This window comes from Rhodococcus sp. 05-339-2, assembly GCF_002258965.1.
Lineage (GTDB): Bacteria > Actinomycetota > Actinomycetes > Mycobacteriales > Mycobacteriaceae > Rhodococcoides.
This window is the reverse complement of the sequence record NZ_NOYW01000016.1, coordinates 551174-573806: the sequence shown is the minus strand read 5'-3', so window position 1 is coordinate 573806 and position 22633 is coordinate 551174. Positions and strand designations below refer to the sequence as shown.

Sequence of the window (22633 nt, the reverse complement as noted above, 5' to 3'; positions counted from 1 at the left end):
TTCACACGAAGGACAGTGGTGCAACACTTTCGCCATCTCGACGCAGACACTCGCCGACGAGTGTTCTTCATGCAACCGGAAGACATCGAGACGAGCGACGGAAACGACCTCGTGGCAACGGCTCTCGGCGCAACGCTGTACATCCCGGCGACGCGTCCGGACCTGACGGCAACGGTGAACAAACGCACCGACGAGGGTGTGCGGTCCATCGTCATCGATCTCGAAGACGCTGTCGCAGATCATGATCTGGAAGAAGCGTTGGCCAACACCGTGCGAACTCTGAACGAACTCTCGGGTTCGGGATCGCTGGTGTTCGTTCGGGCTCGTACCGCCGCCCACATCCGCAGCATCTGCGACGGCCTCGACCACGGTGCCGCAGGGCTGGCCGGATTCGTCGTACCGAAGTTCACAGCAGCACGCGGAGCCGAGTTCCTCGACGAGATCGTCGCTGCGTCGAAGACACACGGCACCCGTCTGTTCGCCATGCCGGTCCTCGAATCACCGGAGGTGGTGCACCGGGAGACCCGCGACGCGGAACTGGTTGCCATTCGCGAACTGCTCGGTGAGTACCGCGACGTCGTATTGGCGGTGCGAATCGGTGCCACCGACATGTGCGGCACGTTCGGCATCCGCCGCGACCGGGATCTGACGATCTACGACGTCCGCGTCGTCGCCGACGTCATCAGCGCGATCGTCAATCACCTGGGCCGCTACGACGGTTCGGGATTCGTCATCACCGGACCGGTGTGGGAGTACTTCGCAGACCACGAACGCATGTTCCGTCCCCTGCTGCGTCAGACGCCGTTCGTCGATCAACAGGCCGTACGCTTCCGCCAGCAACTGGTCAGCAGCGACCTCGACGCCCTGCTGCGCGAGGTGGCACTCGACCGCGCGAACGGCATTCAGGGCAAGACCGTCATCCACCCCTCGCACGTACCTGCCGTGCACGCACTGTCCGCGGTGACGCACGAGGAATACCACGATGCACTCGACATTCTCTCCTCCGACCAGGGCGGCGTCCAGGCGTCCGGCTACCGCAACAAGATGAACGAACTCGGCCCGCACCGCAACTGGGCGAAGCAGACGGTGGTGCGGGCCAGGGCGTTCGGCGTCACCAACGAGGGAATCACGTTCGTGGATCTACTGACCGCACTGGCACAGCGATGAACACGAACCCGGCCGACGGAATCGCGCTCACCGACACCGGTTCGTCGTCGTCCTGGTCGGCCACGCAGTTGGTGCGGCCAGGTCTGCGTCGCAATCCCCGCCGCGCCCATCTGTTGGTCTCGACCGTGCTCGGCAAACACATCCCTGTGGATCCGGACGTCGTGATCGCCGCAGGCACCGAACTGGCCGCCCTGGTGCACACCGCGGTGGACGGTTCCGATGTCGACGTTCTCGGATTCGCCGAGACCGCAACGGGATTGGGCCACACTGTCGCAACGGCTCTGGGCGCGCACTGCTACCTGCACTCGACGCGCCGCGGTGTTCCCGGCATGACGGTGCACGGCGAGTTCGAGGAGGGTCACTCGCACGCCACCGACCACCTGCTGATGCCCACTTCGGCCGACCTTCTCGCCGGCGACCTGCCGTTGATACTCGTCGACGACGAGATCTCGACCGGAGCCACCGCATTGGATGCGTTGCGACAGATTCACTCCACGGCCGGGCGCGCGCACTACGTCATCGCATCCCTGGTGGACATGCGCACCGCCGAGCATCTCGCTGCAGCTGCCGCGGTGGCAACAGAACTCGGCGTTCGGATCGACAACGTGAGCCTGGCACAGGGATCCGTCGAGCTGGAGCCGGGACTGACGCAGACAGTGCTGGACCTGCCGGATCCGGTATTCAATCCCACTGCTGCACAGCCTGGTTCGGTTCATCGAGTCGACGCCCACTGGCCGGCCACCCTGCCCGACGGCGGACGCCACGGATTCCTCCGATCCGATTCGGCAGGTTTCGACTCCGCGATCGACGCCCTCGCAGCCACCGTGGATGCGTCGCTCTCCGAATCGACACCGGTGGTCGTCATCGGCCACGAGGAGCTCATGTATCTGCCCCTCCGGCTCGCGGCGGCCCTGCAGAAACTGGGGCACCGTGCGCTGTTCCAGACCACGACCCGGTCACCGGCGTACGTGCTGGACGTGCCCGACTACCCCCTGCGCCGTGGCTTCGAATTCGCTGCACCCGAGGACGAATCGGGACTGCGCTACCTCTACAACGCGTCCGCCCCGCACGAGACCACACTGGTGCTCGTGGCCGACGCCCCCGCCGACACCGACGCCCTTGCCGCCGCGGCGGAGACACTGGCAGCCTCGGGCACCGACGTACTCCTGGTGGTCGTGACGGGAGCCGACCCGGTGGCGCTCGAGGTTTCCCGGCGCGCACGCCCGCTCCGCGGACCCGAATTCGGCTCCTACGCGGCGGACGAAGTCACGTGGCTGCTCAAAGACCTCTCGTCGGTCTCCCTCGAAGCAGGAATCGAGGAGCGGGAGCAGCGCATTCAAGCCGGCGAGGCCCATTACGCCGAATCGCTTCCGGTCGAGTACCAGCCGGATCTGGCCTACCGCGAACTGTTCGAGAAAGTGCTACAGGAAAGCGCGTCACGGCTGGCGGTCGCGGTCGGAACCGTCACCGAGGTCGTGCTGGCCGAGCGCGGACACGACATCGCACTCGCGTCATTGGCTCGGGCGGGTACACCCGTCGGAATTCTGATGCGCCGCTGGGCATTCGCGGCCCACGGCATCGAGCTTCCCCACTACGCCGTCTCGATCGTGCGTGATCGAGGCATCGACGCCGTGGCACTGCGCTACCTCGCCGAACACCACGACTCACGCTCGGTGGTGTTCGTCGACGGCTGGACCGGCAAGGGTGCGATCGCCCGCGAACTCACCGCCGCCCTCCGCGACTTTCCCGGTGCCGAGTTCGACGACGACCTCGCCGTGCTCGCCGATCCTGGCAACTGCGCGCGCACGTACGGCACCCGCGACGACTTCCTCATCGCGTCCGCCTGTCTCAATTCGACGGTCTCGGGCCTGGTTTCACGAACCGTGCTCAACGACAGCCTGATTCGTCCCGGGGACTTCCACGGCGCGAAGTACTACGCCGATCTCGCCCCCGACGACGTCTCGCGTCACCTGCTCGACACCGTCGCTGCGCGGTTCGACGATGTCCGCGGTGAGGTCGATGCCTCGGTGGCTGCGGTGTTGGGCTCCGACCGAACCCCCACCTGGACCGGATGGGCATCGGTGGAGAAGGTGCGTGAAGAATACGGAATCTCGCACGTCAACTTCGTCAAACCGGGCGTCGGCGAGACCACCCGGGTGTTGCTGCGTCGTGTCCCGTGGCGGGTACTGGTGCGGGACGCCGATGCGCCCGAGCACGAACACATTCGGATGCTCGCCGCAGCCAGGGGCGTGCCGGTGGACGTGATACCCGACCTCGCCTATTCGTGCATGGGGCTGATCAAGAACGTCTCGAACGGGGACCCGTCGTGAGCGCTGTCGTCGCGGTGGATCTCGACCGTACGATGATCTTCTCCGAGGGAGCACTCGGGGTTCCCCTGGACGATTCGTTCGAGTGCGTCGAGATGTACGAGGGAAAACCACTGTCCTACATGAGCTCTCGCGCGGTGTCGTTGCTTCGGGAGTTGAGCGAGACCACGGTCGTGGTGCCGACCACCACGCGAACCATCGAGCAGTTTCGGCGGATCGCGTTGCCCGGGGCACCGTGGCGATATGCCATCACCAGCAACGGGGGCAACATCCTCGTCGACGGTGTGCCGGATGTGCAGTGGCGCAGCAGGTTCGAGCTGGATCTGGTGGGCATCGGCGCAGAGTTGAGATCACGGGTCTCCGAGGACTGGGTCCTCAAGTACCGCGAGGCGGACGGGCTGTTCTGCTACCTGGTGGTGAACACGTCCGCCGTGCCCGAGGGCTTCGTCGCGCAGTGGTCGCAGTGGTGCGCCGCTCGGGACTGGAACGTCTCGCAGCAGGGTCGAAAGATCTACACGATGCCCAACGCGGTGTGCAAGAGCTCTGCGGTGGCCGAAGTACGGTCTCGGCTGATCCAGGACGGCACGCTGGAGGCCGACGCTCGACTGTTCGCCGCCGGTGACGGCGCACTCGATGCGGAGATGCTCATGGCCGCCGACTCGGCCGTTCGACCACGGCACGGCGAACTCGAGCTGCTCGGATTCACCCGGCCGGGCTTGACCGTCACCGACTCCTCCGGCGTCCGGGCCAGCGAGGAAATTCTCGAGTGGCTGCGGAACCGAAGTGCCGTGCGCCGCGTCTAACTGTTCGTCGGGGAGACAGGCAGTGGGGCAAGGGGTGGGCATGACGGATCCGTACGAGGAACTCGCAGCGACGATCGACAACATCGTCACCAGTGCGTTCGTGACGCCGGTCGGCCCCGAATTTCTCGGCTCCGTTCTGCAAGCGGCATTCGAGAAGGCGAACGTGGCCCTCGACTACCGCGGCGAGTTCGAGCCGACCGAGGTGGTCATCACCGAGGCGTTCGAGGTGATGCCGCACGAGGAGATCGTGGCCATGGTCGGATCGCTGGGAACCGACACCATCGGGAACTCGTCCAAGAACTGGAACGACTTGTCCGCTGCCGCTACCACCGGATCCGACGCCTTCCGGTCCGGCATCGAGGCGGCCATGACGTCGGGCTGGTCGGGACCGACAGCCGACGCCGTCCGTGGCGGCGTGGCCGACTACGTGTCGTCTGCGACCGCGCTGTCCACCTCGATGAGCCTGATCAGCAACAAATTACTCGAGGCGCACTCCGGATTCACGCAGACGCAATCGAGGATGCCGCCGGTGGTTGCGGCGCCCGTGAGCAGCATGATCGATTCCCTTCTGCCCATTCCCTTCGCCGCGAAGGACGCAGCGTCCGCCCGCGAGGAGCAGCAGGAAGAAGCTCGTCGAATCATGCGCTCGGTCTACGTACCAGGGGTGTTGCAGTCCGATTCCGAGGTGCCGGTGCTACCGGCAGCGCACAACCCGGTCGCAGACAGTGCCCCCTCCAACGGAGGCTGGGGACTCGGGAACTCCGCGGGGGACGGCAGCCTCGGTTCGAGTTCCGGAAACCGGAGCGCGAACGGAACAGATTCGGCGGCCCCGACGGCTGCAGGACAGGCACCACCCGGCGGCACCGAAGGTGCCGATACGGGTCGGACCGGTACGCCGTCGGAGCAGGCGGGGGCCGGCGGTTCGGGTTCCTTGCCTCCTGCCGACAACTCCGGTGACACTCGGGCCGCATCGGCGACCGGGCCCGGCACTTCCGGTGGTGCGGGTTCCGGGCTGGGCGCAGGTCCCGGCGGCGGCTACGGCGGAACAGGACCGGGCAGTGGCGGCTTCGCAGGATCCACTGGATCGGGCTACGGCGGCAGCGCCGGATATGCAGGCGCAGGCGGTTCCGGTGCCGGATCAGGTTATGGCAGCTCGGTTCTCGGCCCTCCGATCGGCGGCGGGACGGGCGGCGGCGGGGCAGGCAGCAATGGGGCGGGCGGCGGACTCGGCAGCGCAGCAGCGGCCGGCCGCGCGGGAGCGCACGGTATGCCGGGAATGGGTGCCGTGGGCGCACCGGGCACACGGGGAGCGGGCGACAACGACGGCGAACACGCGACTCCCGGTTACCTGGTGGACGTGAGCAACGGCAGCGAACTGATCGGCGATCTACCCCTCGTCGCACCTCCGGTGCTCGGCGGCTGACGATGACGACCTGGACCATGCCCGGCATCGATTTCATGATGCTGTGCAGTCGATTCGGACGCGACCGACTGCCGTACCCCCTGGCGGTCACCATCGACGTCGATACCGTGGACGAACTGCGACAACTGCGGCTCGAGGCGTCGGCAAGGATCGACGCGATTATGGACGAGGAGCTCGGCGCAGCTGTTCGGAGCGTCGTCGACCCGATGGTTCGTATCGAATGTCGCTGCGAGACAACCGATTCCCCCAACGCAATCGTGCGCAGCCACGCAGCGATTCGCCACGACACGGCCGCGGTGCTGACTCAGCAACCGGGGCCCGACGCCTCCTGCGGTGGTGCCGTCACCATCGAACTGACCGGCCCGGCCCGTGCCCCCGCCCTGGTTCTCGGGCCCGTGCCGAGTATCACGGCCGGCCACCGACCGGCCGAGCGACTCGAACGTGCCACTGCCGCAGCGACATCGGGTGGCACGCATCTGTCCACCGCAACGCGAGGCGCGACGGCGGACGAGCAGTTCCGGTCGTTCTTCGACCGCCCACGGTCGGCAGTCGGCGAGATCATCGTCGCGCGCGGCAAGACCTACGACAACCGCCGCGACACCGACGCCGTCTCGTTCTTCTGGATGGACTTCGATCGGGACGGCCGGTACATCGTGCACTCCGGAGAGTCGATCGAGATAGCGCCTGTCGATACCGCCGGCTTGGCGTCGGAGATCGAAGGGCATGTGGCGGTCGCGCTGAGGCAATGACTGCGCGCCCTTGACACCGTATCGATTTTCGATAGGTTATCGATATTCGTTGTTATCGACTATCGATATGGAGGCGGCGGGATGGCATACGGACTGGGCTCGGCACGGGCCAACAAATGGGCGATGGCGTTCTACGCGGCTGCGGCTGTGGTGTGGTCGGGAAGGAGGCTGTGGCAGTACCACTCGTCTGAGGACGTCCTCGCGCGGTTGGAACTGCAATCGGGCACACCACCAGCGGAGTTGTTCGGCGGTCGGTTGGAACCGGGCAACTCGATCGAGCTCAGCGTGCCCAAAGCGGACCTGACCCGACTGATGGGCATCATCGACTTCATGCGCTACGGGTCCATCGTCGTAGGGATGGTCATCATTCTGGTCGGGCTGCTGTTCGTCTACCGATTCTGCGACCGCGTCATCATGGGCAACCCGTTCACCAACGCCGCCCGCACCGACGTGGTGATGATCGGCGTCTGCATCGCCGTCTATCCCGCCATCACCGGCTTCATGAATCTGCTGGGCACGAACAGTGTCGTCGGCGCACTGGAGCTATCGGACGTCGCAACGTCGTCGATATCGACCGTCGGCCTCTACGTTGCAGTCGTAGTAGCGGTGTTTCTCCAGTTCGTCTACGCCACCATCACCCAGGGCACCAAGCTCGCTCGCGATGCCGAGGGCCTGGTCTGATGGTGGAGGAGTTCGTCGACCATCTGGTCGTCTGCCATCTTGGCGAGATTCTCGACGCCCGCGGGATGACGCTCGCCGAGCTCTCGCGTCTGGCCGGAGTCAGCGTCGTCAATCTGTCGGTGCTCAAGAACGACCGCGCCAAGGCAATCCGATTCTCGACCCTCACCGCCGTGTGCCGCGCCCTCGACTGCACACCCGGCGACCTGTTCACCCTGCGGCAGATCTGACGGCCGCCGAATCCCAGTGACGCCAGTCGGACAAATCGAACAAGTACATTGGATGACGGTAACCAGCACTACGAGAGAGAGTCCATCACATTGTCTGCTCCGGCCGGTCAACCGTTGTCCAAGGGTCAGAACGGCCCACTCACCGTCGGTGACGTCGTCGTCTCCATCTCGCTGGCCGTACCCGCGGACCTGTCCGCGCTACTGGTCACCGACGCCGGAAAAGTGCGCACCGACGCCGATTTCGTGTTCTTCAACCAGCCCACCGGCCCCGGCGTACGCCTCGAGCCCGGCCAGGGCGGACCGGCCCGGCTCGCCGTATCGCTCGCCGCAGTTCCCGCCGACATCGAGCAGATCCGCGCTGTCATCACCCTCGACGACGCGTCGAGCAACTTCGGGCGATCCGCCGCTCCCGTCGCCCGAGTGAGCGACGCGACCGGAAATGTGTTGTACGAGTACACGATCGACGGCTTGAGCTCGGAGTCGATCGTGATCGCACTGGAGATCTACCGACGTCAGGGCAGCTGGAAGGTGCGAGCCGTCGGGCAGGGTTACGCAGGTGGCTTCGCCGCACTGGTGACCGACCACGGTGTGTCCGTGGACGACGCCCCCGCTCCCGCACCGACGCCTCCTCCCGCACCCGCGACTCCACCGCCGCCCGCTGCGCCTCCCGCACCACCCGCCGCCCCGGTACGTACCGAGGCACCGGAAGTCAGCCTCACCAAGTCCAAGCCCGTCAGCCTCACCAAGGGCCAGAAGGTCACCCTGCGCAAGGACGGCGGGGTGGCTCTGACGGTCATCCGCATGGGCCTCGGCTGGGACCCGGTGACCACTCCGAAGAAGGGCGGACTGTTCGGTGGCGGAGGCCGAGCCGCGAACATCGACCTGGACGCGTCGGCGATCATGCTCGCCGACCGTAGCGTCAACGATGTCGTCTACTACGGGCAGCTCAAGGCCAAGGACGGCTCGATCGTGCACCAGGGCGACAACCTCACCGGCGAAGGCGAGGGCGACGACGAGGTCATCGTGGTCGACCTGACGCGGGTACCCAAGCACGTGACCGGCATCGTCTTCACCGTCACCTCGTACCGCGGTCAGACGTTCGAGCAGGTCGCGAACGCATTCTGCCGTCTGGTCGACAACACCACCAACACCGAACTCGCCCGCTTCACCCTGCAGGGCGGCATGCCGTTCACCGGTCTGGTGATGGCCAAGGTGTATCGCCAGGGCAGTGAGTGGAAGCTCCAGGCGATCGGCGACGGCATCCAGGCCAAGCACGCCGGTGAAGCCGTCAAACAGCTCGGCCGCTATATGTGACCTTTCGGGCACCGGTCCGATCTGCGATTGTCCGATCTGCAGCGCCGTCGAGCACGCCACCGAGCGGGTCGGCGGCGCTGCCGTTTCTGATGAGATCCTCGGCCGGTCGGTAGATCTGCCGAACTATCAACGCGCACAATCCGATCACGGCGACATCGCGCACCACGACGGTCGCGGTGAACCACTGTTCGGGTAGGCCCTTGTTCTCCACACCCAGGTAGTAGTACATCCGCGGGAACCAGACGAATGCGTCGATCGTCATCCACGCCAACAGAATTCGCCGATGCGGCAGCGCCAGCACGGCCAACGGAACCAGCCACAGCGAATACTGCGGGCTCCATACCTTGTTGGTGAGCAGGAACCCGGCCACCACCAGGAACACCAGTTGCGCGAGACGCGGCCGCGTCGGTGCCGTCGTACCGATGTATGCGATCAGCGCACACACGATGGCGAACAACACGAGTGTCACGGCGTTGAGGACCAACGGTTTGTCGCCCGGGTAGAGGGGGCCGTCGAAACCGGTCCAGCCGGTGAACGAGGTGACGACGTTGTACAGCGAATCCGGGTCGGCACCGCGCTCGGAATTGAGCCGGAAGAATTCGTACCATCCGGACGGATACAGCAGCGCGAGAGGGAGATTGACCGCCAGCCAGGCACCGAGCGCCGCGCAGGCGGTGATGCCCCACTCGCGCATCTTTCCGGTGCGCCAGCACAGCACCAGCAGGGGTCCGAGGAACAGCAGGGGATAGAGCTTGGTGGCACCGCCGAGACCGATCAGAACTCCGGCCAGAACCGGCCGCTTCCTGGCCCACGCCAGCAATCCGGTGAGAGCGAAAGCCGTTGCGAGAGCGTCGAAATTGGTGAATCCGTGCACGATCACCAGCGGCGAGGCCGCCACGAGCGCGGCATCCCAGATGCGGCGTCCGGCAGCTATCGCGGTGGCCCACACGGTGACCAGCCAGGCGACGGCCAATCCCAGGGCAACCACGTTGAAGTAGACCACGACCGGCAGCGCCTGCGGCAGGAAACTCAGTGAGTTCCAGGCTTTTCCGACGACCATCGAGCCGTACTGGTACAACCCCGCGAGCACCGGGTACTCCATGTACCTGATCTGACTGGACCCGTCCGCCTTGGTTTCTTCCCAGGACTTCTTGTACGGGAAAGCACCTTGATCGAGTCGCTCCGCCCCGTAGAGCGGCACGGTGTCGGAGTAGCACATCGCCACGTACTGACGACTGCCACTCCAGTCGAGTCCGAGCTCGCCGCCCGGTCCCACCGGTGCCTGCTGGATACAAGCTGCCTTGGCGAACCAACCGAAGCACAGGAAGACCACCGCCAGCAGCAGAATCACCCGTAGTGCGGTGAACCAGCGCTGCCGACCGATCAGCGCGTGCTTGCCGACCGGCCCGCCGATGACCGAGGACAGTTCCTCGGTCATCGGATCGGTACGACTGGGCAGATCGCGGTCTGCTGCGCTCGCGGGGTCGAGGCGACCGGGGCTGGCCACTGCTCGACCCTTGCGCTCGGGTTCGGTCGTCACCGCTGGAGTCGTTACTGCCCGGGTGCCACTGGTTCGGGCGCTGCGGGTTCGGGTGCCGCCGGTTCGGGTTCCGCGGGCTGCGCCGGTGCCAGCCCTGGCAGCGGGATGGTGACGCCGGGCAGAATCTCGACCTGCCGCGGAGTGATGACCACCGGCGGCGAGATCTCCGTCGGAATCGGCAAGGTCACCTGCGGCGGAGCTGTCGACGGTGCCACCGTCGCCGTCGGGGCCGGTGCCGAGTACTGCGGCACCCCGGCCTGACCTGCGATGGCCTCCGGCGTCGGGAAGGTCTCGTTCGAGGTGCCCTCCAACGTGCCGTCCATCGTGTCTTTCCAGATGTCCGACGGTATGCCCGATCCGTAGATCGGTCCGCCGTAACTGTTCTCGAGCGGCAGACCCTGCTCGGTGCCGACCCACACGGCCGTGGACAGTGACGGCGTGTAACCGACCATCCAGGCGTCCTTGTTCTGCCCGGTGTCTCCGAGCTGAGCGGTACCGGTCTTGGCCGCCGACTGGCGACCGCCGGCGAGGTTGTGACCGTTGGAGTAGCCGGCGATCGGACGCATCGCCGAGGTCACGTTGTCCGCGACCGCGGCCGAGACGACCTGCTGGCCCGCTTCGGGAGCGCGGTCGAGAAGGACTGTGCCGTCGGCCGTGACGACCTTCTGCACGAAGTGCGGGGTGTGATAGACGCCCGACGCAGCCAAGGTCGCGTAGGCCGAAGCCATGTCGATGACGCGAGACTGGTACTGGCCGAGCACGACTCCGTAGTTGGGGCCTGCGTTGTCGGGCTCGGTGAGGGTGGGTCCGACGCCGTCGATCTCCTGCGGGATGCCGAGCTTGTGCGCCATGTCCGCGATGGCCTGCGGACCGTTGTCCATGCCGAGCATCATGCGATAGAAGCTCGTGTTGAGTGAGCGCTTGAGTGCTTCGGCGATGGTGCACGTTCCACAGGAGGCACCCTCGACGTTGCTGATCTCGATGCCGTTGACGTCGAGCGGCGAGCTGTCGTACATCTTCGAGAGAGGAATGCCCTGATCCAGCGCAGCGGCCAGACCGAACACCTTGAACGAGGACCCGGTCTGCAAGCCGGACTGCGCGAAGTCGAATCCTCGTCCGTCCGCGCCGCCGTAGTACGAGCGGACCGCACCGGTACGGGGATCGATGGACACCGAGGCCGTGCGCAGCTCGGACGGTTCGTTCTCGAGATTGCTGTTCACGGCATCGACCGCAGCCGCCTGGGCTTTCGGATCGATGGTTGTCGTGATCTGCAGTCCCTCGGTGTTGAGGTCCTGCTCACTGACCCCGGCAGCGGACAGCTCGCGCAGCACCTGGGCCTTGATCAGACCGTTCGGACCGGCGTCGTCGGCGTCACCGGAGTCCACCTGTGACGTAGGGACCACCACCGGGAACATCATCGCGGCCCGCTGGGTCGCGTCGAGCTGACCCTGCGAGACCATGCCGTCGAGCACGTAGTCCCAACGAGCTTGCGCGCCGGTGGGGTTGGTTTCGGGATCGAGATTGGAAGGCTGCTGAATGACCGCCGCGAGGACGGCACCCTCCTCGACGGAGAGCTGATCGACGGACTTACCGAAGTACGCCGTCGACGCGGCAGCGATACCGTACGCACCACGGCCGAAGTAGATGGTGTTGAGATACGCAGCGAGGATGTCGTCCTTCGACCACTGACGCGCCATCTTCGAGGAGATGACGAGCTCACGCATCTTGCGGGTCAGCGTCCGATCGTTTCCGACCAACGCGTTCTTCACGTACTGCTGGGTGATGGTCGAACCGCCGCCTGCGCTGTCGCGTCCGAGCACGTTGTCGCGGAGCGCTCGACCGAAGCCGGTCACCGAGAATCCGGGATTGGAGTAGAAATCGCGATCCTCGGCCGAGAGCACGGCATTGCGCACGTGCTCCGGAATCTGGTCGATCGTCACGTCGGTGCGGTTGCCCTCGGGCGGCACCACCTTGCCGAGCACACTCGCGCCGTCCGCGGCGAAGATCGTGGCGACCTGGTTGGTCCTGATGTCGCCGGGACGCGGCACGTCCTCGACGGTGTACGCCACCATGAAGGCCAGGATCGGCACGATCAGACCCAGGGCGATCAGCGCGTACATCGTGCGTCGAACGACCCGCCACTTGGACTTCTTCTTCGTTTTCGCGGCGGGACCTCTTTCGGGCGGCTCGGGCGGTTCGCTGCCCGAGGAGAGAACTGATGGATCGTTCGGTTCGTAGGGCGGTGGCACGGAGCCGGACCGAGTGACGGCCGTCGGGGCAGCGGACCGAACAGGAGGCGCGATGGGCGGCTCTCCGTAGCGACGTTCTCCGTAAGGACGCTCACCTGCGGGACGTCCACTGACCGGATCGACCGGCGGCCTGCCCTGAAAGGGTCGGCTCTGCGGCGGCATCGGTCGCTGGCTTGGTGGGGGTCCGGGTCGCTGCCCGGGAGGAGGTCCAGGACGTTGGCCGGGAGGAGGCATCGGGGGACGACCCTGCGGCGGCATCGGACGCTGCCCGGGAGGAGGCCCGGGTCGCTGCCCGGGAGGAGGTACCGGACGCTGACCGGCAGGGGGCATCGGGGGACGACCCTGCGGCGGCATCGGACGCGGGCCGGGAGGAGGCACCGGGCGACGACCGGGAGGATCGGAATGTCGACTGCCGCGCGGCGGCCCGGGCACGTCGGGACGCCGTCCGGAGTCGCTACGGCCCGGTTCGTTGCTACCCGGGTTGTTGTCGTAGGGGGAACTCACGTACGAATCTCCAGTAATTTCGGCGGCCGCGTCGAACTCTCGGTGGATGGGATCAGCGGAGCGATTGTGTCACTCACTCGCTGTTCGACGGTTCGGTTGTCGGGAACCCGATCGCGGACGACGGGGTTGTTTGGGCGCGGGAACGGCCCCGAGGACATAGGACTGGACGAGGTGGTTCCAACTGCACGACCTACACACCTCGACCACATGGACCGAGAACTCCTCCTGGGTCGCCGCGAGGCGGACGAGTTCGTCCGCAGTTCTCGCCGACCCGGACAGCGCCCCGAGCTTCTCGCCGAACACCCAGGACACCAGCGTGAGCTGCTCCTTGCGGCAGATGGGGCACACCACGTCGCTGCCGCGCCCGTGGAACTTGGCAGCGCGCAGCAGGTACGGATCTGCATCACAGACCGCTGCGACACCCGTCTTACCGGAGTAGACCTCGGCCAGCAGCGACCGACGCTGAAGGGCGTAGTCCACCACCTGTCGCTGAAGTCGCACGAGGACCAGAGTACGTGCGGCCCCTCCGATGCGGACCTGCGAACCCCGCCTCGGCGATGAGCAGGTCCCATTTCGGCCTCGAGACACAGTGCTCCACCTGTTGCGACGCGATGATCCGTCGTTCGTGATCATGAACACTGTGCCGATCCTCGCCGTGGGCATCACCGTCCGGTCCCTACACTCGCCCACATGTTCGCCACATCGGGAATACACGTGCGGCCCCGACGGGACGGCGACCTGAGCACCCTCCTACCCATCCTGCAACGTACGCACGAAACACAGCGCTATCCCATGCGCGCAGCCGCGGTGCGCGGCGACTGGCTTGCCGCACCCAACGAACTCGCAGCCTGGGTCGCCGAGCACGAGGGCACCGTCGTCGGACACATAGCGCTGCATCCGACGGCGTCACCGGAGCAGGATCCCGGTGCGGACGATGCGAGCGCGCAGTGGCAGCGAGCAACCGGGGTGGCTGCCGATCGACTCGCCGTCGTGTCGCGGTTGATGACCGACGGCTCCGTGCCGGGCAGCGGAACGGCGTTGCTCGCACACGCAGTGAATGCGGCACGGAGCGAGGGACGGGCACCGGTGCTGCTCGTCGATCCGAGTAGCACCGCTCTCGGCTTCTACCGCCGGCGAGGCTGGCACCGAATCGGGACGGCTGCGCAGCAGTGGGGCGAGTACCGAGTCGACGCGGTGCTCATGGTGGCTCCGGTTCGCTGAACCGATAAGCCACTCCACGTTCACCCGCGCTCGGTCACGCCAACAGAGCAAACAGGGCACACACCACTGCACCGCAGAGACGTACGCGGTCTGCTGATCGCAGTCGACTCATCAAGTGTCCGTTGCGTCCCGCACGCCCTAGTTCGCCATGGACTGGAGCAGCCACGAATGCAGTCGCGAGCGCGGAGATCACTGCGCCGGCAACGCTGATCAGGGCAGCAAGGTGGGTCGAACCGGACACCAACACCCACAGACACGCAGCAGCGAGTAGTCCGTAGACCAGCCCGACTACGAGGGTGATGCGCCGCGAGTGAGCGTCATGGGCACGCTGCCAGTCGTCGTCCGGCACCTCCGCCAACGCCGGGTAGACGACGGCGGTCACCACCAACTGAAAGCCCAGGTGGAGGGCGGCAGCGGCGGCGAGCGCGTCGACCGGGGTCATGTGTCGCAGGATACGTTCACGGCAGAGTTGTCAGAATATGTATCGGCGCGATACATTCTTCGATAGTGCGGTCAATCGCATCGCCATGATGTGATCGTTGGATTCGAGAAGGGGGAGTTGCATGCTCGAGCTCGCAATTCTCGGACTGCTTCTCGAATCACCCATGCACGGTTACGAGCTCCGCAAGCGGCTGACCGGCCTGCTCGGAGCTTTTCGAGCGTTTTCGTACGGATCGCTGTACCCGGCACTCCGTCGACTTCAAACCGACGGACTCATCGCCGAGGACGCCGGTCCCGACTTGCTCGTGAAGAGACGAGCGAAACGGGTGTATCAGCTCACCCCGCTCGGCAGGGAACGATTTGCCGAACTGGTGGCCGACACCGGACCGCAGAACTACACCGACGACGGTTTCGGCGTACATCTTGCCTTCTTCAGTCGGACTCCCGCGGAAGCTCGAGTCCGCATTCTCGAAGGCAGACGTCGCCAGGTCGAGGAGCGCCGAGAAGGGCTCCGCGACGCTGTGGCCAAGGCGAACGGGACACTCGACCGCTACACCAGGCAGCTACACCAGCTCGGACTCGAATCGAGCGAACGCGAGGTGCGCTGGCTCAACGAAGTCATCGCAGCCGAGCAGGCCGACCCCAACCCAGCACCGTCCCACACAGCACCAAACAGGACAGTCAAGACAGAAGGAGAACCCGACCATGGGTGAGAACAACAACGCAATCCGCGTGGCCATTGTGGGTGTGGGCAACTGCGCCTCATCCCTGGTCCAGGGTGTCGAGTACTACAAGGACGCGGACGAGAACGCCACCGTCCCCGGCCTCATGCACGTCATGTTCGGCAAGTACCACGTCCGCGACGTCGAATTCGTCGCCGCGTTCGACGTGGACGCCAAGAAGGTCGGCTTCGACCTCTCCGAAGCCATCTTCTCCAGCGAGAACAACACCATCAAGATCGCCGACGTACCCCCGAAGGACGTCCACGTCCTCCGCGGACCGACCCTCGACGGCCTCGGCAAGTACTACCGCGAGACCATCACCGAGGCCGACGGCGACGCCGTCGACGTAGCGCAGGCCCTGCGCGACGCCAAGGTGGACGTGCTCGTGTCCTACCTCCCCGTCGGATCCGAAGAAGCCGACAAGTTCTACGCACAGGCCGCCATCGACGCAGGCGTCGCCTTCGTCAACGCACTGCCCGTCTTCATCGCCAGCGATCCCGTCTGGGCCAAGAAGTTCGAGGACGCAGGCGTCCCCATCGTCGGCGACGACATCAAGAGCCAGGTCGGTGCCACCATCACCCACCGCGTCATGGCGAAGCTCTTCGAAGACCGCGGCGTGCAGCTCGACCGCACCATGCAGCTCAACGTCGGCGGCAACATGGACTTCCTCAACATGCTCGAGCGCACCCGCCTCGAGTCGAAGAAGATCTCCAAGACCCAGGCCGTCACGTCGAACCTGCAGAAGGAATTCAACGCCAAGGACGTCCACATCGGACCGTCCGACCACGTCGGCTGGCTCGACGACCGCAAGTGGGCCTACGTCCGCCTCGAAGGCCGCGCCTTCGGTGACGTACCCCTGAGCCTCGAGTACAAGCTCGAAGTATGGGACTCGCCCAACTCCGCAGGCGTCATCATCGACGCAGTCCGCGCCGCGAAAATCGCCAAGGACCGCGGCATCGGTGGACCCGTCATCCCCGCTTCGGCCTACCTGATGAAGAGCCCGCCGAAGCAACTCGCCGACGACGTCGCTCGCGAACAACTCGAAGCGTTCATCATCGACGCGTAGGGCCCGCAGCTAGACGCGAACTTCCGCCCGCCGGTCCACTCGATGTGACATTGACCCCCGAAAAGGCCACTGAATGTCACATTGAGTACCGGCGGGCGTTCGTCTATCCGGCCGCGGTGATTTCTCGTGGATCGAAGGTCACCTTGATATCCATGATTTTTCCGTCCTCGATTCGCTGCCAGTTGGCGGTGCTCGCCGGGGATGCGATGGACGTATGCAGGTCGAACCACGTCAGTACGTTCGGGCCGTCCACGAAGACATGGGCGATGTCGATATCGGTGACGATTTCCGACATTCCTTTCAATCCGGCCACACATTCCGCACCGTTGTCTGCTGTGCCGAGTGGTCCCCGGAACGTCGCGTCCTCGTGCAGGATCGACGCGAGCGTGTCGAAATCCTTCGCCTTCCAGGCCTCGAAGTAGGTTGCTGCAACTTCTTTCGGTGTCTGTGTCATGACATCGAGTCTCGAACGCACCGGACCAGAAGTCCAACAGTTGATAGCGATGATCGTCAGAAGTTCTACTCATAGCCGCAGCTGGAGTTCGCGCGCTATCGTGTGCTCGTGGCCATCGACCCCACTTCGAAGCATCTGGTCCTCGAACGTGTTCGCGCGCTGGCGTTCGCCTATCCCGAGGTGTCCGAGAAGATCTCCCATGGCCGGCCGACCTTCCGCACCACCTCGGTGTTCGTCTACTTCGGCGGCGGTGTCAAAGGCGGCGACCAATACGACCTCTCGATCCTGGTCAAATGCGAGAGTGCCGAGGAGCAGCGCGCCTGCGAACTCGAACCCCGCTACTTCCACCCCGCGTACCTCGGCCCGGCGGGCTGGGTGGGCTTCGACCTGAGCGACGCCGACGACGACGTCTGGGCCGAGGCAGCCGAATTGATCGACTGCAGCTACCGCGTCACGGCCCCGAAGCGGAACATCGCCAGACTCGACGCCGGTGAGGGCCCGAATCTGGGAGTGCAGCAGTGGAATTGAGACAGCTGGAGTACTTCGTCGCAGTGGCCGAGGAAGCGAACTTCACTCGCGCCGCAGCCAGAGTGCACATCAGCCAATCAGGCGTCAGCGCACAGATCCGCGCGCTCGAACGCGAACTCGGTGCCGAATTGATCGACAGATCCGGTGGCACAGCAACATTGACCACCGCAGGTCAGGCCGCGCTGACACAAGCCCGCGCGACGCTGGCCGCCGCCGGCTCGGTCAGACAATCCGTCGACGACATTGCCGGACTCCTGCGCGGTTCGCTTCGCGTCGGGATGGTCACCGCCTGCACCGTCCCACAACTGTTCGACGCGTTGGCCCGCTTCCATTCGGCGCACCCCGGCGTCGAACTTGCTCTGCAGGAGGGTAATTCCGATCGTCTGGTGGCCGATGTGCGCGCAGGAGAACTCGACATCGCACTCGTAGGTGTCGCAGCTCGGGTCCCGGACGGATTGGAATCGATGGTGGTGATCGACGAACGCATCGTCGCAGCCGTTCCACCGCAGCATCCTCTGGCAGCACAGGGCGAGGCGACGTTGGCGCAGGTGTGCGAGCACCCGATCATCGCCCTTCCTCCCGGCACCGGAATCCGTGCGGTCTTCGACAGGGACTGTGCCGGAGTAGGACTCGCGCCGACGATCGCGTTGCAGGCCACCGCCCCCGACGCCGTGGCCGACCTCGCCGCCCGCGGCCTGGGGGTGGCGATCCTCAGCGCATCGATGACGACGTCCTACGACGACACACTCGTTGCCGTGGAGCTCACGGACTCGCACACCGCCGCACTGCTGGCCCTGGTCTGGCGGCCCAGGATGAACGCGGCACTGACCGAATTGGTTTCGGTGGCAACGCGCAGCTTCAACGAATCTTTTTGACGCAGAACCACAGTGCGATCAACAGACCCAGCAGGGCCACCGACGGCAGCACGCCGGGATTGCCCCCGATGATCCCGGCTACCGCAACGATCAGCGCCACGAGCGCGAAGAATCCCAGAATGCCCGCCAGCAACTGAAGATGGTCCTGAGCGGTCACGATTTGACGCCGCCCGCCGTCAGTCCGGAGATGATGCGACGCTGGAACAGCAGCACCATGATCACCAGTGGAATCGCCACGATGGTGCCCGCGGCCATGATCGCGGCATACGGCACCACCAACGGATCGTTGCCGGTGAACCGCGCGATGGCCACGGTGACCGGTTCGGTCCTGTCACTCGAGAGCTGACTGGCCAGCAGGTACTCGTTCACGGCTGCGATGAACGCGAGGATCGCGGTGGTGAACAGGGCAGGTGCGGCAAGTGGGAGCATCACCAGGCGGAATGCTTGGAAACGCCCGGCACCGTCGATCCTTGCGGCTTCTTCGAGCTCCCAGGGCAATTCGGCGAAGAACGCGGCCAAAGTGTAGATCGTCAACGGCAGCACGAACGAGATGTTGGGGATGACCATCGCCTGGTAGCTGCCGATCCACCCGATGTTGGTGAAGAATTGGAACAGCGGGGTCACCAATGCGACGACGGGGAACATCGACGCACCCAGGATGATGCCTGTCACCACGTACTTGAAGCGGAAGTCGATGCGGGACAGCGCGTATGCCGTGAAGACGCCGATGACCAACGCGATCAGCGTGGTCGCGCCGCCCACGATCAGACTGTTCCCTACCGCACGCAGGAAATTGTTGCCGTTCGCCGTCGACAACGCGTTCTCGAAATTCTCCCACGTGACGTGCGTCGGCCACGGCGTCGTGTCGAAGGTGTAACGCGGGTCGCGGAATGCGGTGACGACCATCCAATAGAACGGTGCCAGTCCCCAGACGAGGATGACGACGACACCGAGATAGATGCGGGCCTGTTTCATCGCCCGGCCCCCTTGCGCTGATTCTCCTGGGTGGCAACGGCATTGGCACCGAGAAACTTCACCAGGATGAAGGCCACGATGAAGATCATGACGAACGAGATGGTCGACAGCGACGCAGCGCTGTTGAACCCCTGCCGGATCTGCTCCACCACCAGGATGGAGATGGTTCGCGTGGCGGGGTTGCCCTCGGTGAGGATGGCCGGCAAGTCGTACATGCGCAGTGCGTCCATCGTGCGGAACAGAATTGCCACCATGAGCGCCGGCTTGACCAGCGGCAGTGTGATCTTGGTGAACCGCTGCCACGCCGACGCCCCGTCGACACGAGCAGCCTCGTAGACGTCGGCGGGAATCATCTGCAGCCCGGCCAGAATCAACAGCGCCATGAACGGCGTCGTCTTCCACACGTCGGCGATGATCACTGCAAAACGAGCGGGCCAGGCGTCGCCGGTCCACAGAATGTTCGTTCCCAGAATGCGATTGGCGATGCCGTCGTACGCGAAGATGAAGTACCAGAGCTTGGCGGTGACAGCCGTCGGGATGGCCCAGGGGATCAGGATCGCGGCGCGGAGCAGGGCGCGTCCGGCGAAGGTCTTGCCCATGATCACGGCCATCGCGAAGCCGATGACGACCTCGATGGACACCGTCACGACGGTGAAGAACGCCGTGTTACCGACCGCGCCCCAGAACTGGGACCCGAGAGTTCCCGGCGGGCAGGGCACCGACGTGCCCGAGGCCGAGGTGCACTGCTGCAGAATCCAATGCGTGTAGTTGTCGAAGCCGGCCGATCCGCCGGTGACGAACATTCCGGTAGCGGGATCGAGACCTGGGTCCTTGGAGAAAGACATCACCAGCGCGCGAATCACCGGGTAGACGATGACGATCGCGAGGATCACCATCGTCGGTGCGATCAGCAGCCAGGCCCGACCAGGCGTCAGGCCGAAGCGCTTGTTCTTGGACCGCACATGCCGACCGCGGCCGGGGGACGAGCCCCCGGCCGCGGTGGTTGCGCCGGCCCCACTGGTCACACCAGCAGGTACAGCCATTGGTTCTCCCGAAAATCAGTTGGCGCCGGCGGTTTCGATACCGGCCTGCATGTCGGTGATCGCCTGGTCCACGCTCTTCTCGCCCTTGATGGCGGCAGACACGTTGTCCTGCACGGCCTTCGAGACGGCCGGGTAGAACGGGGTGACAGGGCGCGGGACGGCATTCTCGATGGATGCCTTCAATGCGGGAAGGTACGGCATCGCAGCGATCAGTGCGGGATCGTCGTACAGCGACGAGAGCACGGGCGGCAGAGCGCCCTCGGCGATGATGCGCTGAGCCTTCTCGCCCTGCATGAATCGCAGGAAGTCGGCAGCCGTGGCCTTGTTCTCGGAGTAGGCGCTGATCGCGGCGTTGTATCCACCGAGCGTCGACGTGCCGACGCCGGTGACCCCGGGAAGCGGTGCGACCGCGTACTTGCCGGCCACAGCGGAACCCTCCTCTGCGGCGGTGCCGTAAACGTACGGCCAGTTGCGCAGGAACAGTGTCTTTCCGTCCTGGAACGCCTGCTGGCTCTCGGACTCCTTGAATGTGGTGTCCTGGGCCGGGATGACGCCTGTCTCGAACGCGGTGACCAGGGTCTGCAGTCCGGCCTTGGCCTCCGGGCTGTCGACGGTGGGGGTCTTGCCGTCTTCGCCGACAATCGATCCGCCGTGCGCGTTGATGATCTCCGACGCGTTGGCCGTCAGACCCTCGTAGGGGGCGAATTGCCCTGCGTAGCAGTCGATGTTGTTGTCGCGCGCGACCTGGCAATCCTCGGTGAGCTCGGCCCAGGTGGTTGGTGCCTCGGGGAGCAGATCACTGCGGTAGTAGAGCAGTCCGCCGTTGGTGTTCTTCGGGGCGGCGTACTGCTTGCCGTTGTAGGTCGCACTCGCGACGGTCGCGGGCAGAACGCCTGCGTTGTCGAGTGCGAATTCGCCCTCGAGCGGCACGAGCCAGCCCTTGGCAGCGAACTCGGCGGTCCAGACGACGTCGAGTGCCATCACGTCGTAGTCGCTCTGCTGGGCCTGGAGCTGTTGAACGAAGTCGTCGTGGGCCTGATCGGCGTCGGCGGACTGCTCCTTGAAGGTGACCTGCTCATCGGGGTTGGCGGCGTTCCACTCCGAGATGATCTGCTGGACGACACCGGTCTCGGTGGTGTCCTGTCCCTCTACATAGGTGATAGGTCCACGGCCGTCGGCATTTTCGGACGCAGCGCCCGAATCGCCGCTCGATCCGCTGTCGCTCGAACATCCGGTGAGCGTCAGCAGCGTAGCTGCTGTCGCAACCACTGCCACCTTCGTGATCAAAGACGCCATTGTTCTCTCCACTTACTTCTACGCGGTGGTATGTGCCCGGAGTTGGGCACGCAGAATCTCGCTGTGATGCTCCCCCTGACACATATGTCGATGGGTACTGTGGCACACATCGCACCGCGCAGTGGTCATTTTTGCCTTCCTGAATCGGTCAACCCGGAGGTGTCGGAGAGGGCCGGTAGCCTCTCGCTCATGAGTTCGGACAAGATGCTGACGCGGATCGGTGGGCTGCTTCGCCAAGCCGAGTCCACCGACAACCCACACGAGGCCGAGGCCTTCATGGAGGCAGCTCAGCGTTTGGCGACGTCGGCATCGGTCGATCTGGCGGTGGCGCGCTCGCACAGTGCGTCCAGGGAGCGACAGGCGACGCCGACCCAGAAGGTCATCCCCATCGGAGAACCGGGCAAGCGTGGACTCAAGACCTACGTGCATCTGTTCGTGGCCATCGCGCACGCCAACGACGTTCAGTGCGACGTGTCTCGATCGTCGACGCAGGTGTTCGCCTACGGTTTCGACTCCGACATCGAGACCACCGAGGCGCTGTATTCCTCACTGTTGATCCAGATGGTGCGAGCATCGGACGCGTACATCAAATCCGGCGCGTACCGGTCCGAGACGGCCATCCGCACCGTCACCGAGATCAAGAATCGCCGACGCTACACCCGACGCGAGGAAGTGCCGGTCGCTGCGGTGACGGCTCGGCTGAACTTCCAGACCGCATTCGCGTCGCGCATCGGTCAACGGCTCGGCGACGTGAAGAAGGAGACCGAGGCCAAAGCCATCGAACAAGAACAACAGGGCGCTGGGACAGCACTGGTGTTGCGCAACAAAGAGATCGAGCTCCGAGACTACTACCGGCAGACCTCGACTGCTCGGGGACACTGGCGAGGCCAGAGCGCGAACGCCGGGTACTCCGAGGGTGCACGAAAGGCCGGCGACCGCGCGGGGCGAAACGCAAAGATCGGCGGTCATGCCGAAATAGACGCAGCAAGCAGGCAGCTGGGACGCTGACCACTGCGTTCGCGGTGAAG

The 22633-nt window shown here is 65.1% G+C and carries 23 protein-coding genes; 14 read left to right on the top strand and 9 right to left on the bottom strand.

All coding sequences use genetic code 11. The annotated features are described in order from the left end of the window. The first annotated feature begins 18 nt into the window (after positions 1-18). From CH273_RS16365 to CH273_RS16330, 8 genes are all read left to right on the top strand, one after another. On the top strand, positions 19-1167 hold the full coding sequence (locus CH273_RS16365; protein WP_032397329.1) for an HpcH/HpaI aldolase/citrate lyase family protein: 1149 nt from the start codon (positions 19-21) through the stop codon (positions 1165-1167). Beyond that, positions 1164-3497, top strand: coding sequence for a phosphoribosyltransferase (locus CH273_RS16360; protein ID WP_082322594.1), 2334 nt, complete (start codon positions 1164-1166; stop codon positions 3495-3497). Before CH273_RS16365 ends, CH273_RS16360 begins: the two co-directional genes overlap by 4 nt. After that, the gene (locus tag CH273_RS16355; RefSeq protein ID WP_032396933.1) at positions 3494-4297 is read left to right on the top strand and encodes an HAD family hydrolase; all 804 of its coding nucleotides are present in this window, start codon (positions 3494-3496) and stop codon (positions 4295-4297) included. Before CH273_RS16360 ends, CH273_RS16355 begins: the two co-directional genes overlap by 4 nt. A gap of 40 nt (positions 4298-4337) precedes the next feature. After that, on the top strand, positions 4338-5720 hold the full coding sequence (locus tag CH273_RS16350; protein WP_052049947.1) for a PPE domain-containing protein: 1383 nt from the start codon (positions 4338-4340) through the stop codon (positions 5718-5720). 2 nt (positions 5721-5722) lie between these two features. Further along, on the top strand, positions 5723-6469 hold the full coding sequence (locus CH273_RS16345; protein ID WP_032396934.1) for an ESX secretion-associated protein EspG: 747 nt from the start codon (positions 5723-5725) through the stop codon (positions 6467-6469). A gap of 81 nt (positions 6470-6550) precedes the next feature. Beyond that, positions 6551-7150 carry a hypothetical protein gene (locus CH273_RS16340; protein WP_230596950.1) on the top strand — a complete coding sequence of 200 codons (600 nt, stop codon included), beginning with the start codon at positions 6551-6553 and terminating at the stop codon, positions 7148-7150. Continuing rightward, the gene (locus tag CH273_RS16335) at positions 7150-7377 is read left to right on the top strand and encodes a helix-turn-helix domain-containing protein (RefSeq protein WP_032396935.1); all 228 of its coding nucleotides are present in this window, start codon (positions 7150-7152) and stop codon (positions 7375-7377) included. The genes CH273_RS16340 and CH273_RS16335 overlap by 1 nt, the downstream gene beginning before the upstream one ends. Positions 7378-7467: 90 nt before the next feature. Then, a complete protein-coding gene (locus CH273_RS16330; protein WP_230596952.1) occupies positions 7468-8691 on the top strand; it encodes a TerD family protein in 1224 nt (407 codons plus the stop codon). On the opposite strand, the gene CH273_RS16325 is transcribed toward CH273_RS16330, so the two are convergent. The 3 genes from CH273_RS16325 to CH273_RS16310 form a co-directional block, all read right to left on the bottom strand. Further along, positions 8666-10129, bottom strand: coding sequence for a glycosyltransferase family 87 protein (locus CH273_RS16325; protein ID WP_052050053.1), 1464 nt, complete (start codon positions 10127-10129; stop codon positions 8666-8668). The two genes, CH273_RS16330 and CH273_RS16325, sit on opposite strands and share 26 nt — an antisense overlap. Before the next feature lie 113 nt (positions 10130-10242). Further along, positions 10243-12738 carry a transglycosylase domain-containing protein gene (locus CH273_RS16320; protein ID WP_371828386.1) on the bottom strand — a complete coding sequence of 832 codons (2496 nt, stop codon included), beginning with the start codon at positions 12736-12738 and terminating at the stop codon, positions 10243-10245. Positions 12739-13053: 315 nt separating this feature from the next. Further along, positions 13054-13485, bottom strand: coding sequence for a DUF5318 domain-containing protein (locus tag CH273_RS16310; protein WP_179273674.1), 432 nt, complete (start codon positions 13483-13485; stop codon positions 13054-13056). Between the two features lie 189 nt (positions 13486-13674). Between CH273_RS16310 and CH273_RS16305 the strand changes: the two genes are divergently transcribed. After that, entirely contained in the window at positions 13675-14205 is a 531-nt protein-coding gene (locus tag CH273_RS16305; protein ID WP_082322595.1) for a GNAT family N-acetyltransferase, read from the top strand. A 34-nt stretch (positions 14206-14239) separates the two neighbouring features. On the opposite strand, the gene CH273_RS16300 is transcribed toward CH273_RS16305, so the two are convergent. Then, entirely contained in the window at positions 14240-14647 is a 408-nt protein-coding gene (locus CH273_RS16300; RefSeq protein ID WP_032396937.1) for a hypothetical protein, read from the bottom strand. Positions 14648-14768: 121 nt separating this feature from the next. On the opposite strand from CH273_RS16300, the gene CH273_RS16295 reads away from it, so the two are divergent. Together CH273_RS16295 and CH273_RS16290 are read left to right on the top strand one after the other, a co-directional pair. Beyond that, positions 14769-15359: a PadR family transcriptional regulator gene (locus CH273_RS16295; RefSeq protein ID WP_032396938.1), complete on the top strand. Its 591-nt coding sequence runs from the start codon at positions 14769-14771 to the stop codon at positions 15357-15359. Continuing rightward, positions 15352-16434 (top strand): inositol-3-phosphate synthase, encoded by a 1083-nt coding sequence (locus tag CH273_RS16290; RefSeq protein WP_032396939.1) that lies wholly within the window; start codon positions 15352-15354, stop codon positions 16432-16434. Before CH273_RS16295 ends, CH273_RS16290 begins: the two co-directional genes overlap by 8 nt. Before the next feature lie 103 nt (positions 16435-16537). On the opposite strand, the gene CH273_RS16285 is transcribed toward CH273_RS16290, so the two are convergent. Further along, complete coding sequence (locus CH273_RS16285) at positions 16538-16888, bottom strand: nuclear transport factor 2 family protein (protein WP_032396940.1); 351 nt, start codon at positions 16886-16888, stop codon at positions 16538-16540. 108 nt (positions 16889-16996) lie between these two features. On the opposite strand from CH273_RS16285, the gene CH273_RS16280 reads away from it, so the two are divergent. Both CH273_RS16280 and CH273_RS16275 read left to right on the top strand, forming a co-directional pair. Next, positions 16997-17416, top strand: coding sequence for an MmcQ/YjbR family DNA-binding protein (locus tag CH273_RS16280; protein ID WP_032397338.1), 420 nt, complete (start codon positions 16997-16999; stop codon positions 17414-17416). Continuing rightward, a complete protein-coding gene (locus CH273_RS16275; protein WP_032396941.1) occupies positions 17407-18291 on the top strand; it encodes a LysR family transcriptional regulator in 885 nt (294 codons plus the stop codon). Before CH273_RS16280 ends, CH273_RS16275 begins: the two co-directional genes overlap by 10 nt. Here CH273_RS16275 and CH273_RS27745 read toward each other — a convergent pair. The 4 genes from CH273_RS27745 to CH273_RS16260 are packed head-to-tail and all read right to left on the bottom strand — an operon-like array spanning position 18275 to position 21605. Continuing rightward, positions 18275-18448, bottom strand: coding sequence for a hypothetical protein (locus tag CH273_RS27745; protein ID WP_179272810.1), 174 nt, complete (start codon positions 18446-18448; stop codon positions 18275-18277). The two genes, CH273_RS16275 and CH273_RS27745, sit on opposite strands and share 17 nt — an antisense overlap. Next, a complete protein-coding gene (locus CH273_RS16270) occupies positions 18445-19266 on the bottom strand; it encodes a carbohydrate ABC transporter permease (RefSeq protein ID WP_032396942.1) in 822 nt (273 codons plus the stop codon). Before CH273_RS16270 ends, CH273_RS27745 begins: the two co-directional genes overlap by 4 nt. Next, on the bottom strand, positions 19263-20309 hold the full coding sequence (locus tag CH273_RS16265) for a carbohydrate ABC transporter permease (protein ID WP_179275492.1): 1047 nt from the start codon (positions 20307-20309) through the stop codon (positions 19263-19265). Before CH273_RS16265 ends, CH273_RS16270 begins: the two co-directional genes overlap by 4 nt. Before the next feature lie 15 nt (positions 20310-20324). Beyond that, positions 20325-21605 (bottom strand): ABC transporter substrate-binding protein, encoded by a 1281-nt coding sequence (locus CH273_RS16260; RefSeq protein WP_032396943.1) that lies wholly within the window; start codon positions 21603-21605, stop codon positions 20325-20327. Positions 21606-21794: 189 nt separating this feature from the next. Here CH273_RS16260 and CH273_RS16255 point away from each other — a divergent pair, with 189 nt between their 5' ends. Next, entirely contained in the window at positions 21795-22613 is an 819-nt protein-coding gene (locus CH273_RS16255) for a DUF2786 domain-containing protein (protein WP_032396944.1), read from the top strand. The last annotated feature ends 20 nt before the right edge of the window (positions 22614-22633 follow it).

Bases quoted from the DNA above. Each gene is read 5' to 3' on its own strand.
- CH273_RS16270 (WP_032396942.1), bottom strand. From the start codon at position 19,266: ATGAAACAGGCCCGCATCTATCTCGGTGTCGTCGTCATCCTCGTCTGG.
- CH273_RS16320 (WP_371828386.1), bottom strand. From the start codon at position 12,738: ATGCCGCCGCAGGGTCGTCCCCCGATGCCTCCTCCCGGCCAACGTCCT.
- CH273_RS16290 (WP_032396939.1), top strand. From the start codon at position 15,352: ATGGGTGAGAACAACAACGCAATCCGCGTGGCCATTGTGGGTGTGGGC.
- CH273_RS16345 (WP_032396934.1), top strand. From the start codon at position 5,723: ATGACGACCTGGACCATGCCCGGCATCGATTTCATGATGCTGTGCAGT.
- CH273_RS16295 (WP_032396938.1), top strand. From the start codon at position 14,769: ATGCTCGAGCTCGCAATTCTCGGACTGCTTCTCGAATCACCCATGCAC.
- CH273_RS16335 (WP_032396935.1), top strand. From the start codon at position 7,150: ATGGTGGAGGAGTTCGTCGACCATCTGGTCGTCTGCCATCTTGGCGAG.
- CH273_RS16265 (WP_179275492.1), bottom strand. From the start codon at position 20,309: ATGGCTGTACCTGCTGGTGTGACCAGTGGGGCCGGCGCAACCACCGCG.
- CH273_RS16255 (WP_032396944.1), top strand. From the start codon at position 21,795: ATGAGTTCGGACAAGATGCTGACGCGGATCGGTGGGCTGCTTCGCCAA.
- CH273_RS16260 (WP_032396943.1), bottom strand. From the start codon at position 21,605: ATGGCGTCTTTGATCACGAAGGTGGCAGTGGTTGCGACAGCAGCTACG.
- CH273_RS16300 (WP_032396937.1), bottom strand. From the start codon at position 14,647: ATGACCCCGGTCGACGCGCTCGCCGCCGCTGCCGCCCTCCACCTGGGC.
- CH273_RS16340 (WP_230596950.1), top strand. From the start codon at position 6,551: ATGGCATACGGACTGGGCTCGGCACGGGCCAACAAATGGGCGATGGCG.
- CH273_RS16285 (WP_032396940.1), bottom strand. From the start codon at position 16,888: ATGACACAGACACCGAAAGAAGTTGCAGCAACCTACTTCGAGGCCTGG.
- CH273_RS16350 (WP_052049947.1), top strand. From the start codon at position 4,338: ATGACGGATCCGTACGAGGAACTCGCAGCGACGATCGACAACATCGTC.
- CH273_RS16360 (WP_082322594.1), top strand. From the start codon at position 1,164: ATGAACACGAACCCGGCCGACGGAATCGCGCTCACCGACACCGGTTCG.
- CH273_RS16305 (WP_082322595.1), top strand. From the start codon at position 13,675: ATGTTCGCCACATCGGGAATACACGTGCGGCCCCGACGGGACGGCGAC.
- CH273_RS16325 (WP_052050053.1), bottom strand. From the start codon at position 10,129: ATGACCGAGGAACTGTCCTCGGTCATCGGCGGGCCGGTCGGCAAGCAC.